This window comes from Pseudomonas gregormendelii (assembly GCF_017114825.1).
In the GTDB taxonomy this organism is placed as follows: domain Bacteria; phylum Pseudomonadota; class Gammaproteobacteria; order Pseudomonadales; family Pseudomonadaceae; genus Aquipseudomonas; species Aquipseudomonas gregormendelii.
The window spans coordinates 1-13,240 of record NZ_JADEVO010000008.1 but is presented as its reverse complement, the minus strand read 5'-3'; the positions used below and the strand labels follow the sequence as shown (position 1 = coordinate 13,240).

At 58.7% G+C, this 13,240-nt stretch carries 20 protein-coding genes and 1 pseudogene; 2 read left to right on the top strand and 19 right to left on the bottom strand.

Annotation, left to right across the window (positions count from 1 at the left end; genetic code table 11):
* Nucleotides 1-8: 8 nt before the first annotated feature.
* The 6 genes and pseudogenes from IMW75_RS08035 to IMW75_RS08010 all read right to left on the bottom strand — a co-directional run.
* The gene (locus IMW75_RS08035) at nucleotides 9-266 is read right to left on the bottom strand and encodes a hypothetical protein (protein ID WP_205892296.1); all 258 of its coding nucleotides are present in this window, start codon (nucleotides 264-266) and stop codon (nucleotides 9-11) included.
* The gene (locus tag IMW75_RS08030) at nucleotides 263-475 is read right to left on the bottom strand and encodes a hypothetical protein (RefSeq protein ID WP_045058646.1); all 213 of its coding nucleotides are present in this window, start codon (nucleotides 473-475) and stop codon (nucleotides 263-265) included. The genes IMW75_RS08035 and IMW75_RS08030 overlap by 4 nt, the downstream gene beginning before the upstream one ends.
* Before the next feature lie 281 nt (nucleotides 476-756).
* Nucleotides 757-936 (bottom strand): hypothetical protein, encoded by a 180-nt coding sequence (locus tag IMW75_RS08025; RefSeq protein WP_045058647.1) that lies wholly within the window; start codon nucleotides 934-936, stop codon nucleotides 757-759.
* 156 nt (nucleotides 937-1,092) lie between these two features.
* On the bottom strand, nucleotides 1,093-2,268 hold the full coding sequence (locus IMW75_RS08020; RefSeq protein WP_205892295.1) for a lactonase family protein: 1,176 nt from the start codon (nucleotides 2,266-2,268) through the stop codon (nucleotides 1,093-1,095).
* Entirely contained in the window at nucleotides 2,255-2,551 is a 297-nt protein-coding gene (locus IMW75_RS08015; RefSeq protein ID WP_045058649.1) for a DUF5629 family protein, read from the bottom strand. Before IMW75_RS08015 ends, IMW75_RS08020 begins: the two co-directional genes overlap by 14 nt.
* A 195-nt stretch (nucleotides 2,552-2,746) precedes the next feature.
* Nucleotides 2,747-3,055, bottom strand: a pseudogene (locus IMW75_RS08010) (aldehyde dehydrogenase (NADP(+))); the annotation flags it as partial.
* A gap of 16 nt (nucleotides 3,056-3,071) precedes the next feature.
* On the opposite strand from IMW75_RS08010, the gene IMW75_RS08005 reads away from it, so the two are divergent.
* A complete protein-coding gene (locus IMW75_RS08005) occupies nucleotides 3,072-3,218 on the top strand; it encodes a hypothetical protein (protein ID WP_205892374.1) in 147 nt (48 codons plus the stop codon).
* Nucleotides 3,219-3,490: 272 nt separating this feature from the next.
* Entirely contained in the window at nucleotides 3,491-4,114 is a 624-nt protein-coding gene (locus tag IMW75_RS08000; protein WP_205892294.1) for a hypothetical protein, read from the top strand.
* A 243-nt stretch (nucleotides 4,115-4,357) separates the two neighbouring features.
* Here the strand turns inward: IMW75_RS08000 and IMW75_RS07995 are convergent, their stop codons facing one another.
* The 13 genes from IMW75_RS07995 to IMW75_RS07935 form a co-directional block, all read right to left on the bottom strand.
* Complete coding sequence (locus IMW75_RS07995) at nucleotides 4,358-4,726, bottom strand: hypothetical protein (RefSeq protein ID WP_205892293.1); 369 nt, start codon at nucleotides 4,724-4,726, stop codon at nucleotides 4,358-4,360.
* Nucleotides 4,727-4,834: 108 nt separating this feature from the next.
* Nucleotides 4,835-5,308, bottom strand: coding sequence for a hypothetical protein (locus IMW75_RS07990; RefSeq protein WP_205892292.1), 474 nt, complete (start codon nucleotides 5,306-5,308; stop codon nucleotides 4,835-4,837).
* Entirely contained in the window at nucleotides 5,305-5,778 is a 474-nt protein-coding gene (locus IMW75_RS07985) for a hypothetical protein (RefSeq protein WP_205892291.1), read from the bottom strand. Before IMW75_RS07985 ends, IMW75_RS07990 begins: the two co-directional genes overlap by 4 nt.
* 18 nt (nucleotides 5,779-5,796) lie before the next feature.
* Nucleotides 5,797-6,027, bottom strand: coding sequence for a hypothetical protein (locus tag IMW75_RS07980; protein WP_205892290.1), 231 nt, complete (start codon nucleotides 6,025-6,027; stop codon nucleotides 5,797-5,799).
* A complete protein-coding gene (locus tag IMW75_RS07975; RefSeq protein ID WP_205892289.1) occupies nucleotides 5,999-6,568 on the bottom strand; it encodes a hypothetical protein in 570 nt (189 codons plus the stop codon). The genes IMW75_RS07980 and IMW75_RS07975 overlap by 29 nt, the downstream gene beginning before the upstream one ends.
* A complete protein-coding gene (locus IMW75_RS07970) occupies nucleotides 6,552-7,280 on the bottom strand; it encodes an EscJ/YscJ/HrcJ family type III secretion inner membrane ring protein (RefSeq protein WP_205892288.1) in 729 nt (242 codons plus the stop codon). The genes IMW75_RS07975 and IMW75_RS07970 overlap by 17 nt, the downstream gene beginning before the upstream one ends.
* Nucleotides 7,277-7,585: a type III secretion system inner rod subunit SctI gene (gene sctI / locus IMW75_RS07965; protein ID WP_205892287.1), complete on the bottom strand. Its 309-nt coding sequence runs from the start codon at nucleotides 7,583-7,585 to the stop codon at nucleotides 7,277-7,279. The genes IMW75_RS07970 and sctI overlap by 4 nt, the downstream gene beginning before the upstream one ends.
* A gap of 64 nt (nucleotides 7,586-7,649) precedes the next feature.
* Complete coding sequence (locus IMW75_RS07960) at nucleotides 7,650-7,925, bottom strand: EscF/YscF/HrpA family type III secretion system needle major subunit (RefSeq protein ID WP_205892286.1); 276 nt, start codon at nucleotides 7,923-7,925, stop codon at nucleotides 7,650-7,652.
* A gap of 21 nt (nucleotides 7,926-7,946) precedes the next feature.
* A complete protein-coding gene (locus IMW75_RS07955) occupies nucleotides 7,947-9,140 on the bottom strand; it encodes a PrgH/EprH family type III secretion apparatus protein (protein ID WP_237142246.1) in 1,194 nt (397 codons plus the stop codon).
* Nucleotides 9,141-9,233: 93 nt separating this feature from the next.
* Nucleotides 9,234-9,698, bottom strand: a complete 465-nt coding sequence (locus IMW75_RS07950; RefSeq protein WP_205892285.1) for a transglycosylase SLT domain-containing protein — start codon at nucleotides 9,696-9,698, stop codon at nucleotides 9,234-9,236.
* Nucleotides 9,695-11,365: a winged helix-turn-helix domain-containing protein gene (locus tag IMW75_RS07945; RefSeq protein WP_336512415.1), complete on the bottom strand. Its 1,671-nt coding sequence runs from the start codon at nucleotides 11,363-11,365 to the stop codon at nucleotides 9,695-9,697. Before IMW75_RS07945 ends, IMW75_RS07950 begins: the two co-directional genes overlap by 4 nt.
* Nucleotides 11,366-11,593: 228 nt before the next feature.
* Nucleotides 11,594-11,863, bottom strand: a complete 270-nt coding sequence (locus IMW75_RS07940; protein ID WP_205892284.1) for a phosphopantetheine-binding protein — start codon at nucleotides 11,861-11,863, stop codon at nucleotides 11,594-11,596.
* Nucleotides 11,860-13,240, bottom strand: a 1,381-nt coding sequence (locus tag IMW75_RS07935) for a hypothetical protein (protein WP_205892283.1), incomplete at its 5' end; no start/stop codon positions are given. The genes IMW75_RS07940 and IMW75_RS07935, both read right to left, overlap by 4 nt.

The window sequence follows — 13,240 nt, the reverse complement described above, 5'->3', positions numbered from 1 at the left end:
TCGGTGGGTTAGGCCAACACTTCGCACATCCGCAGCACCGAGCAATCCACCTGGAACGGCCCGAAAAAATCACCAGCGCGCTTGGCAGGAGGGTTTCCAGCCATGAGCCCCAAGGACTTGGCGGTCTGAATATTGTGAGCCATGTTGTGATTGGCTTCGATTGACCGTGCTACAGCGCCAGCCGAGCCTTGCCCGACGCCTGCCAGTGACGTGCCATTGGTCATGAACGCCAAAAAAGCCACCACCCCGAGTTTGCTGCCTTTCATGAGCCTGCCACTCCCGCCACGTCTGGGTGATCAACCACGGCGTTCTGCACGCGGTGTTCAAACTGGATGGCGGGATAAGCGACCTGAATCGGTGCTTCAAAATCATGCTGCATGTGCGCCGAGATACTGACGAACGACACCAGGACCACGTAGAGACCGATGGCCAGGTAGGCGCCGTGTTTGGCGGAGGTGAGGATTGCGCTGGCCATGGTGTTCTCCCGTGGGCATGTTTCAGAGCCCACAGGATCAATCAAAAAACCCGGGCCAACCACTCAGGGTTTTCCATAGTGATCATCAGCTTGCTTGATCATTAAACCCGTCTATCGCGACGTTTAAACAAACCAATGATCACACGCGCGTACACACACACGCGCGCGCGTAGGAGCTGCCGAAGGCTGCGATCTTTTGACTTTGATCTTTAAAAAGCAAGATCAAAAGATCGCAGCCTTCGGCAGCTCCTACGGGGGGAGTGCGAAGAAATTCGTGGATTTCAGGCTTGGGTTTTGTGATCCAGGGCAGCATAGAAGTTGGCACTCTGCTGCAGGTATTTCTGGGTGTAGCTCTGGGTGTGGGATTTTTTGTTGCTGATTTCCACGCTGGCGCTGGTGGGCAACACAACGGTAGCGGAAATGGCGGATGCGGCGATTACGGAGAAGAGATTGAAGTTCATGGCGGTAATCCTCGGAGTCAGTTGGCTTGCTTGCCCGGTGGGGCCGTGAAGCAAACTTAACCTCCGAGGGTTACTGCCCTGAAATGCTTTGTAGCACTTCCAGATATCAGCCTCATTGATAGAACAGCGCAAGCCCCATCAACCGGGGGCTGCGGCCTATTGACGCACCAGAAACTTGAGGTCGCTGGGGGCATCCATTGGCAGCTTCTGCACGGTTTTACCCAGCAGACCGCTCTGGGCATCGCGTTCGACCACGACAATCTGGTTGCTCTTCTGATTGGCAATCAGCAGGAACTTGCCGCTTGGGTCGAGGGCAAACTCGCGCGGGTGGTCGCCTTCCACCGAGCGACGCTGCAGCTCCTTGAGCTGGCCAGTGGCAGGATCAATGGCGAACACCAGCAGCTCGTTAGCGGTACCCCGGTTGCTGACATACAGGAACTTGCCATCCGCCGATGCATGCAGCGCAGCGGCGGCTTTGTCCGATGCCGGCTGGCCGGCGGCCAGCTCGACCATTTGCGTCTGCGCAAGCTTGCCGTCCTGATAGTCAAAGACGGCCACTTGCGCACTCATTTCCATGGTCAGCCAGGCATGCTTGCCATTGCCGCTGAACAGCAAATGCCGCGGCCCACTACCGGGTGGTAACTGGACGGACGCAGGGGTGGCTGCCACCAGCGGCAAATCCGGATTGGCCTTGGGGTCGAAGCGATAGACAAACACCTTATCGGCGCCCAGGTCGTTGGAAAAGACGTAGTTGCCGTCTGGCGAGGACACGGTCGAATGCACGTGCGCCGACATCTGCCGCTCGGGGTTGACCCGGCTTGAGGCATGGCTGCTCAACTGCACCACGGTTTTCAGCTTGCCATCCGCGCCCACCGGCAACACCGCCAGAGTGCCGCCCGGGTCTTCGACCACGGAATAATTGCTGACGAACAAGTGGCTGGCGTCTGCACTGAGGCTTGAATGAGTCGGCTCGTTGCCCAGGCTCTGCACCTGATTGATCAGGCTCAGGGCTTGGGTTTTCGCATCGATCGAGTAGCTGCTGACGCGCCCGACCGGGTCTTTCTGACCGGGGCCGTTTTCGTTGACCACGAACAGGTGACGCTGGTCCCGGGACAAGGTCAGCCAGGAAGGATTTTCACTCTCGACCACCTGCAGCGGCTTCGCGTCGATCTGGCCGGTGGCGCTGTCGAAGTTCAGGCGGTAGATGCCCTGACTCGCGCCGGCGGTGTAAGTGCCAACCAGCAGCTGGTAATCCGCCGTGGGTGCCGCCTGCACACCCATGGCGCCCACACTGCCAGCCATCAGCAACGGCCAGAAATTACGCATCCGCATGCTCGTCGTCCTCCTCGTTGTCACCGCCGATGGCTTCCATCGGCACCAGGCGGTGCTCGCCGGAGTCGCCGGTGATGATCCAGCTCTTCAAGGCCGCGTCAAACGTCGCCGCCTGGATTTGCGCCATGCTGAACGCCCACCGCTTGAGCGCACGGCCGTCCATGCATTCGATATGCAGGTTATCGTCGTCATCGAGAGAGAAATCGAAGGCATGCAGCCCGTCGATTTCAAGCATGTCGCAGTGTTCGAGGGCGTTGAGCAAGGTATCGGTCATGGCAGTCAATCTTCAAAAGAAAGACGCAATGATAGCTCAATGCGGTGGTCGGGATTATCCCTGCCCACCACCCCTATATCACACACCCTCCCCGTAGGAGCTGCCGCAGGCTGCGATCTTTTGATCTGCTTTGTCGCAATTTCAAGACATTCAAAATCAAAAGATCAAAAGATCGCAGCCTGCGGCAGCTCTTACAGGGGAATGTCAGAGGGCATCGCGACTCGGCTGGCCATCCACCAGGCGTTGAATGCCCAATGGGTTGGCATTTTTCAGCGCATCCGGCAGCAGGCTGTCGGGGTAGTTCTGGAAGCACACCGGCCGCAGGAAGCGGTCGATTGCCAGCGTACCGACCGAAGTACCCCGGGCATCTGAAGTCGCCGGGTATGGCCCGCCATGCACCATCGAATCGCAGACCTCGACACCCGTCGGGTAGCCGTTGAGCAGGATCCGTCCGACCTTCTGTTCCAGCAACGCCGTCAGCTCGCCAAACTGCTCGAGGTCAGCAGGTTCGCCCGAACTCGCGGCGCGCATGGCAGACCGGCAACCGCCGCCGCAGATGATCCTCGGCGGCTATCGCCAGCTGCACATAGACCACGTACTGCAGGCGGACCAGGGCTGTGACTTCGACTTCCTGGTCGGCTGCCGCGGCGCCGAGGTATCACGCCACTCCCACTAACCCCACCCACCCCCTGTGGGAGCGAGCCTGCTCGCGATAGCGGAATATCATTCAACAACGTGTTGAACGTTAAACCGCTATCGCGAGCAACCAGGTCGCCATCGTTCGCTTAGCGCCTTAGCGAAGGGGGAAAAGTTGCACCCGACTCTCGCGACCGCCCGATGAATCAATAGGTATGAGTCCAATGCTGGCATGAGTGTTTTTTGAAAGACTTCGGTCTTTTTACGTCTATTCTTATTTGGATCACTCATACCATAAAACAAGGTAACACCATGATTGAACACACGACAGCAACCCGCCAACCAGCGATTTCGCCGCCCCCCTGCGCAATCAATCCGAGCACCTGTAACCGCATTCTGAAAAACCCGACTAAAGCCCGCATTATCAAAACCAAAAACACGCCTATGCACTTTCAAGTCATAGTCAACGAACCTTTACTAGCCAAAGCCGTGCACGAAAATCAACATTTGAAAAATATTTCGAACATAGATCGCCACACAAACCAGAACGATAGAATCACCTCTCTCGGGCTCGCGGTTATCGTATGTGAAAATTCAAGAGCAAATGCCGACGCAAAAATCCCGACGAGTATTACAGGCGAGCAATCACCAAGAGGCAGATTGATCGACATGAAACCAGACCCTGCAACTTCATTCAAACTCGGGCACGAGTTGATACGACACCTTGCAAGTAACGATCACATTTGCAACTCTACTTTGTACGCTATTGGCTTAGGTGTCGGACACGACATAAAACAAGACAATCGCGACCAGACTACAACTGACCATTTCGTAAAACTCTCGACGTTACTTATGAATAAGGAGAAGAAAAATGAAGCCCAGGAGGTGATATCAATCTCCGTCCGAGATCTGCGAAAGGTATTTGAGCAGCACTAACACTTAGACCCGCGGACCAAGCCTGTGACTTCCACTTCCTCGTCGGCTGCCGCGGCGCCGAGGTACCACGCCACTCCCACCACCCCCCCCTGTGGGAGCGAGCCTGCTCGCGATAGCGGAATATCATTCAACAACGTGTCGTGTTGAACGCTAAACCGCTATCGTAAGCAACCAGGTCGCCATTGTTCAATACATGGCAACTCGCCTTAAAGGATCAAAGCCAGGACGCTGGCATTGGCAGCTTCATTGAAACCGAGGGGATTCTCCCCAATCTTTATCGAACATAGAACCCTCAGATGCTGGCTGACTTGTAAAATTGTTTTCCAGTCTTGCCAAATGCTTTACGCCGTCAAGAACGTTCTTCAGTGTGGCAATTTTTACTTCACCGCCTCCCTTGTAAGCACCTTTATTGCCTGCAATCGATGACTTAAATTTATCGGCTTGCTTACCAAACTCTTTAATTTCTTGGATAATCGCAGAAGTGAATTTTCCTTCCGCACCATTAACTACTTTTTTTAAATTATATCGAAGCGCATTGATGTGCCTTGTCTTTACATGCGCGTCCGATGCAGCGCTAACTTTCGCATTACTTGAAGGACTAGAGCTTTTCATTGGAGATAGGCACCTTGCTTAATTTAAATCATGGTATTTTGATGCGCAGTTAAATTCTTGCACCTTACGCTCACTGAATAGGCCGCTTTGACGAATCAGCGCAGGAAGTTACCAGTCAACATTCTCCCGGCTGTCCTCGTCCTCTTCCGTCTTGAACACGTCCTGCAAAAACTCCTGGAAAAACATGTGCGCTGCCGACACCGAGGAAAATGCTTCCCTGAGTTCCTTGTAAACATCTTCGCCTTCCAGCCCCTCGGCCTTCATGCGCTCCATAAGTTTGGCCAGCACATCCTGCTGATACTTGGTGGTGTGGTAGATTTTTTCGCCAGCGCCATTGGTGTATTGCTTCAGGTAGTCAACGATGGCCTTCTTGCCCGGCCCGTCGGCTGCCCAGGCGATAAACTCGTTATAAAACGCATCGAATTCGGGGTTGGGGCGGGCCTTCGATTGCGTGCTCTGAGTGCCTGATACGCCCCGAGGCTCCTGAGCACCCAGGCGCTGCGCCAACGGCACCACGGCGTCGGCTACCAGCCCGGCGCCAGGCAACGCTGCGTTCAACAGGATGTTACTGATGTCCGTCATTCAAGCTCCGCTTCCACTTCAGGGGCCGCGCCACTTTGCGTGTCGAGGTTGCCGGCCCATTCAACGAATAATTGCACCGAGGCGTCGTCGAGTTTGCGCACGCTGTCCGGCAACTGCTTGAGCCGGGCCAGCAGGCGCGGCGCCAGGCGCTGTTGGGTTGCTTCGATATCGAGTTCGATGACCTGGTCGCCCTGGCGAAACAGGTAGCACTCCCGCTCATGAAAACTGATCCGGGCATCCTCGATACCCTGCTCGGCCAAGGTACCCTGCAAGGTGGCCAGCAACGCCTTGCAACGGCGCGGCAAGATGATTTGCAACGTGCCGGGCTGCCCCGCGCCATGCCGGGTCGACCAGCGTTGCACCAGCATCTCGAGCAATTGCTCGTCCATCAACCACTCACCCAGCAACTCACGCGCTGCCTGCAGCAGCTGCGCCTGCAGCAGCTGCGCCTGCAGGGTGGTTGCCAGCACCCGCGAACTCAACAACAGCTAGCTGAGGTCGCCGGCCACCTGCAGCACGCCTTGCGAGTAGCCTTCCTGGAAGGCCTGGGCGCGGATCAGGTCGGTCTCGGCCTCGGCTTCGGCCACACAGTCTCTGGCCCGCTCCTGCGCCTGCTGCATCAACAGCCGGCGCTCGCGGGCGGCGCGGCGGTCGGCACGGACGATCAGCGGATCATCCGCCGCCGGGGGGTCAATCAGGGTTCTGATGGAGTCGAGCATGTTGTACCGCCAAGACAAAAAGTGACGCATTCGGCTTTTGCGCGGGCATGGCCTGCTGCAATGCGACGACGCGGGGGGAAAACTGCAGGGCCAGGCGCTGCAACAGCGCCGGGGGGATGTGCGCCTGCCAGGCCAGCAGGGCGTTGAGGCCCAGGGCATCGAGCGTTTCCAGCACCCCGTCGGCATCACGGATCGGGCGGGCGCAACGCTCGCCCAGGCACAGGCGGGCAAAGCTGCGGGTGGGTTCGTCGAGTTCGCGCAGGCGTGCGCCGATGGCCAGTTGCGCCCAGCCCAACTGGGCGCCCATCAGCCGGGCGACCGCCGGCAGCCGCCGCCAATGCCGCACCCACGCCTGGGCCCAGGAATGCGCCGGCAGCGGCACCGGCTCGGCACTCAGCCCCAGACCCAGCAACAAGGCCTGATCCAGCAGCGCCCGGGCGGCGGGCGCGGTGAACCGTGCAGGCAGCCCCCCACGCTCCGGATGCAGGTAGGCAAAAGGCTGGCGCAGAATCAACTCGAGGGCTTCACTGGCCTGCGACATCGCCGGCCTCGTCAGCACGTTTGCGTTGATACAGCCACAGCGCCCATGCCGCCGCCAGCACCAGGCCCAGGCCCAGCAACAGATAGAGCGGTGTCAAGTCGCGCGAGCGCGGTTCCGGCGAAGGCGCGGCATGCTGGATCGGCGCACGGCGCGACAGCACCACGGAAATATCTTCATAGTCGATGCCGGCGAAGCTGTTCTTGAGAAAACGCTTGATGTCGCTGATCAGCAATTGCGGTTCGATATCCGGCTCGTGGGTCACCAGCGCCGATAAATGCACCGGCGCCGCCTTGCGCTTGCTCTCACCGGACTCCAGGTCGTAGCTGACGTGCAGGCGCGCCGAGACCACACCGCCGATGGTCGCCAGGGACTGTTCCAGGCGTTGTTCCAGGGCGCTGTACAGGCGGGCTTTTTCGGCGCGGGGCGAAGCCACCAGTGAATCCGCCGGAAACATCTGCGCAACTTCGACCCGCGGCTTGGAGGGCAGCGCATACAGGGTCAACAGGTCCACCGCTGCGGCAAAATCGGCCTGGGCGATCTGCACCGAATAACCAACCTTGCCATTGTCGATCTTGTCCGCGCTGATGTTGTTGCGTTGCAGCACCGACACCACTTCATTGACCTGCTGCTGGTCCAGGCCTTCAAGCAGGCTCGGTTGACGACAGCCCACCAGCGCCAGGCACAGCAACACCACACAACCGAATGATCTCATGACGAACGCAACAAGGTTTCAGCCGTGCTCACGGTTTTGCGCACCAGGACGTTGAGCAGGGAAACGTCGATGTTGTACTGCGCCATCATGATCTGCAACTGGCTGAGCACTTCCGGGTTGGTGATGTCCGGGCGATCGAGCATGCCATTGATCTTTGCGTAATCCTGTTCGGTGCCCACCGCAGAGGTAGCGAAACCTTGAATCAGACGACTTTCCAGGGACACCACGGCGTTCGGAGCCGGAGTCGACAGTTCAGCTATTTGTAACGAGCTGAGTCCCGTCGGGGCAATAGCGTAATTTGACATAAACAACTCTCATGAAAATCGCCGGCAAGTCACCGACCTGTCGACGATAAAACGGATATGACGTTTAGCGAGCGGCCGCAATGATCGCCGAATCGATTTCCTTGAAGCCCTTGATGGTATTGGTCGCCGCGTTGCGGAAAATATTGTAGGAAGAAAATGCGGCTTGATATTTGGCGAGCTTTATTGGGTCAGACGCATCATCGTGCAAATCTTTCAGCGCGGCATCCAGCATGGTCTTCAACCCTGAAGCGCCTGTTTCGAAGGCTTGTGCCTGCGCGCCAAGAAAGTCCGAATGAAAATTTACTGCATTTGCACGTGGATTGGCTGTGGGGTTACCCATACATCACCTACCTTCTAAAGATTAAAGCGGTTTTGGAAAATACCAGGATGACGGTGTCATCTTGATGTAGCCCTGTGGGCCATATTGAAAAGACTTGCCCTTGAGCCAGTCATCTTTCAATTCGATTGCAAAGTTCACATAGCGGTCGCCCCACTGTTGATTGAAGCGGGTGACATAACTGTTCAGCGCCTGCAACTCGACATCTTCCAGGCTGCCTTCAACGCGATAGGTCACGCTGTCGCCATTGGCCTGGCGGGTAAACGGCAGCGCCAGGCGTTGCAGCCCTTGTTCGGCATGACGCGCCAACACCCCGTCGTCACTGCTGACCAGCACTATTTCACGAGCGTAAGGCGCGGCCTCGCGCAGCAGGCCCTGCACCCGCAGTTGAGCCTGCGGGGTCAGCACATTGCGTTGCGCACTGACCAGCAGCCGTGGCTGCGCCGGGTCGGCAAGGTCGATGCGATGAAACGCCAGGCGCGGCTCCTGCTCCAGCAACAAGGCCTCCAGCCGGGCGCGCTCGCCGTAAGTGGTCAGCAGCTGGCTGGCCGAATAGCCGTTGCGCACCAGCACCTGGCGGCCCCAACTGGCCTGACGTTCGGTGGCGGCGAAGACGTACACCGCCCGATCCCGGCCGTAGAGCACGGTCATCTCGGCGTCGGCGCCACGGATCAGCGCTTCAACGTTCGACACCGGGCCGGGCCTGGACACCTGCCAGGCGAACACCGCGCCCCCCAGCGCCAGCAACAATGCCAGCGCAACGCCCAATTGCTGCGTACGACTGCCCGGCACCTGCACCAGGTCCGGCACGCGCGGCGCGGGCATGACCGGCAGCAGCAGCGCGTCCAGCCATGGCTCGTCCGCCGGGCGCACGGCAATCTGCAGGCCCTCGATGTTTTCCAGCGTCTGGAATGCCAGGCTACGGTCTTCAACCCCTAGCGGGCCGAGCACCCGCAGCCGGCAGCCGCTGCGGGCATTGTCATCAAGCAACACTTCAAAGTTGCAACCGCCCGTTTCCAGTGGAATATAAACAGCGTCCTCGGGCACGCTCGGCACGTGCTCAACGGCACAGAAGCGTGCCTCGGGGCCCACCAGGAAAAAGTTGCCGTGCTGCGCCAGGTTAAATTCACACCCCTGCAACGGGCCGTTGAATACGCGCAATACACATTGAATTGCAGGGGAGTCCTGCATGCTGTCCACCATCGTGCCAATCATCATGAAAAGCGCCACGCGCCTTGATTTGAACGACAGGATAAACAGCCTGTTAATGCCAATCCTGATCAGACTCTGCACATCGCCAGGGCCATCCGATCACATTCGGCGGGCGGACCCGCGATGCGCATGCCAGGCGTGATAATGCGTCCAGACCTTGCGCGCATAGCGCAGGCGCAAGGCTTCGCGCTCGGGCGAACTGCCCGCGTTGTAGGCCCCGACCGCCGTCCAGTTATACCCATGGCGGGCGACGAATTCGCCCAGGATCAAGGCCCCCGCCTCGACCGCGACACAGGGATCGGACAGCAGCAACGTCTCGGTGATACCGCGCCGGGACAGGCGCGGCAGGTGCTGGCTATTGATTTGCATCAGCCCGATATCCCGCGAACCGTTGCGGTTGAGATTGATGGCGTCGACCTTGAAGCCGGACTCCACCTGGGCAATGGCCATCAGCAATTGCGGTTCGAGGTCATGCCGTCGGGCAGCCTCCTGCCAACAGTCGGCCAGTACCCCGCCCACCCACAGCAGGCTCGCCAGCCCGGCAACCACGGCCTGGCGCCTCATGCCAGCAATCGCTGGTCAGCCGGTTGTGCCAGCCCTTGCAGGCGCGGATCGCCCAGCCGGGCCCGCCACCAGGGGCAGGATTTACCCTCCAGCTCACGCCACAGTTGCGCGACCACACGATCACCGTCGAGCCGGCGCAGCACCGGCAGTTGCGCCGGACACAAGGGCGGATGCTCCGAGGCCACGCACCAGCGCTGATAACGTTCGCGCGCGGCGCCCTTGTCGAAGGCGGCCTGCACATAACACACCACCAACTCGATCTCGCCCGCCTGCCCCCCGAGCAACCCGCCACGCTCCAGCACCGCCTGCGCCGTCAGCGGATCACCACCGACGTCGAGAATCAGCGCGTGCATGGCATTGATCACCGGATGCCGCTGGCCCAGCACGCTGATCGCCTGCCGAATCACATCAAGCGCATGCAGCGCATCGATCTCCAGCTCGATTCGCGCGCGCAATAACCATGCGGCCACCGAGGAGCAATCGTGCTCCAGGGACTGTTCAATCGCGTCCAATGCCTGGCCGAATCGCCCGCAGCACCACAGATGCCAGGCGTAGTGATACTGCGCCCCGGCCCGGTCAGCGCCCAACAGCACCGGCCGAAACAACGCTTCGGCCGCATGCGGCACCCCCTGCAGGCTGGTCAGCAACGCCAGCCGGGCCGAGGCCTGGGTATTTTCCGGCTCCAGCGTGAGCGCCCTGGTCAAGGCCTTATACGCCTGGGCTAACGCCCAATGATGGTCCTTGAGCCCCAGATTGGCCATGGCCAGGTAAGTATCCGCCAGGCCACACCACAAGGGCGCGTAACCGGAGTCCATTTGCACGCAGCGCATAAATTCGACCAACGCCTCGCCCACCCCCTCGGGCGTATAGGCTTGCAACCCGAGCAACCCATTGCCATAGGCCAGCGCCAGCGGATAGGAACTGCAGGGCGGCACCTGCGCACGCAAGCCCGGCAGGCGATCGGCGATCAGCAACACCACTTGCTGCATCGCCTGGTCCAGGTGGGTGACCTCGACCAGCACCTCACTGTGCAACACCACGTGATCGGCCCCACGCACCAATTCGACGGAACCGGTCCAGGCCAGGTCGCGCTCGACGCAACGAAAGCTCAGGTAGTAATCGGCCTGCAGGCGCTCGACCAGTGCCAGGTAGCCGCCCTCCTCGACACCGGCCGTGACACCGGCCGAAAACACGCACAGGCTTTCACCAAAAGCCGTCGCCAGTTGCCGCACGACTTCGCGGTGCACGTTAAACATGCAACCGTCGCCGTGCCCAGCCACCGGCAACACCAGCAACGATGGCACCATCGACGCCGCGCCCGCCGACGTACCGCGGCGCTCGGTCACCTCGCCGACAAAACGATAACCTTTGCCATACAGGGTCTTGATATAGCCATTATCGCGCCCAAACACCTTGCGCAATGTATAAATACAGCGCGTCAGGGATTCTTCGGCGATATCGCAATTGGGCCAGACCCGGGACAACAACAATTCCTTGGACACCAGGGAGCCCGCCGAACTCAACAATAAACGCAGTACGTGCAACTCCTTGGGCGGCAGATGCAGTTGATTGCCCTTGTGCAAGAGCAAACCGTCGCTGCACAACTCCCAGGAACCGAAGATAAACGAGTTTGTTGACGATAGAACCGCAGCACTTCCCGAGCTCACGTTGACTCCCTCCAAGGTAAATTAACCACGCCTGTTCGAGCGTTAAAACATAACGTCAGGGGGCATTGCCCTGCATGAGCGGCGAACTATATCAAGGGAGGGTCGGCATGATGCATGGACTACGGACTTTTAGTACTCTTCCTACAAGTTAAAGCGGCATACAACAAGACAAATCAGGACATCAATTAAACGACGCGCCCCGCCAAAGGGCGCGCAACTAGTTAACTATCAAACTCCGGAAACGTTAAAAGTCTGTAGGACCAATCTGAACAAGTCCTCTACCCGGCGCACTTTGGCGACGCCTTCGGGGGGCAGTTCAATGGCAAACGCTTCGTTGATATCCAGTACGATCTCCAGCAGGTTTAATGAATCGGCACCGAGGTCTTCGACCAGGTGATGGCTGGGTTGCAGCGCCGCTATATCCACCAACAGGGTGCGGCAAATGATCTCGCTGACGATTTTGTCATGCTCAAGTTGGCCCAGGTTAGCCTCCCTCATACCAGGAAAGCCCGGCCCCTCGTGGCGGAGCCAGAGGACACCGAACCGGCAAACGTGTTGTCAGTATTAACCTTGGGATATACTTTCGCCGGTACTATTTTGGACTTCCTCATTGATGGCAGTTTGAACACAGGGCTCGAGTGCACACGATTCTGCGCTTGATCCTTGTCCACAACATCGGCGCCAGTACCGATGGCCGCGGTGGTCGCGCTAGAGGAGCGATCCGCAAGGGCGGCCATATTGTCGCGCCCGACATTGGACGCGGTATCAGCCGAAGCAATTGACTGCACCAGAGCTTCCCGCGCACGGCTATAACCTGTATTGGAGGGCTTGAGCTTATCTTGAGCCTTCAGAATGTCCGTTAGCACATCATAATTTGTAGCCGCGCTGGAAGAATCCGTCTGGCCACCAGGAAGCACTAAACGCGAGGTAGTACCGCGGTCCCCCAAATTGTTGAGTTGTTGCGCAAGCGGTGTATTTACTGCAAGTACGCGCCTTCCACCGCCTGCCTGCTCCTCAAATTGCTTAATTTTTCTTGACGGAGAATTCAACCACGTCGTTGGGGTTATCGCTGGGGGCGCCTCAGGAGGATCTTCGTCGATATTAGAGTCGGTTTTTTCCGATTCTGTTACGCCGACTGTTGGCAGCTTATTCCACACCTGCCAAGACAACCGCTGTTCGAGTGTCGTTACAACACTGGCGTCCTCATGTTGAGATATGTCCTCGACATCCCTAATAACCGGACTCGCTGACCGCCCGGCAGTGACCTCATCCGATGAATGTTGCACAGTCGTGATTTGACCTGTCTCTGCATCTGCAGGTAGAGCGTGCGACGCAGGCGTCGCCGCCGATGCGCTCGCCTCCTTCCGCCTCGAATTCCAGTAGTCCTTGTTGGCTAGCTTATCGACGGGGAGATTCGTTAAATCCAATGGTGTATAGCCGTCGCCCTGATCCGGCGACGGCTCGATCAGATTACTCGTGCTGAATTCCGGGGTGGTCGTAAGAGCGGAGAGGCTCGAAGAGGCGGAGCTATTCCCGTGCCCGAAGTCTAACGAGGTATCAGCCGAATTTCTTGACCACCCCGTATCTACTTGCGCAGTACCATTACTTGTCGAAGTGCGCTTGAGCGCGGCCTTGGCTTTCGCCAGTATTGTTATAGAAGGGTCTTCTGGCTCAACGCGCGGCCCACGATCGCTGGCCGGCTTGAGCCCGAACCCTTTCTCGAACCCATCTTCAAGCTGGCCGATCACCAAAGCACGCGCGCCAGAGGGGATAACAGAAGCGGTTTCTACCGACTCTGAGTGAACGCCCCCTGACTGCCGAGCCGCTGAATTCGTTTCAGTGGGCTGGGGTGGCGGTGGTGGCGGTGGCGGTGGC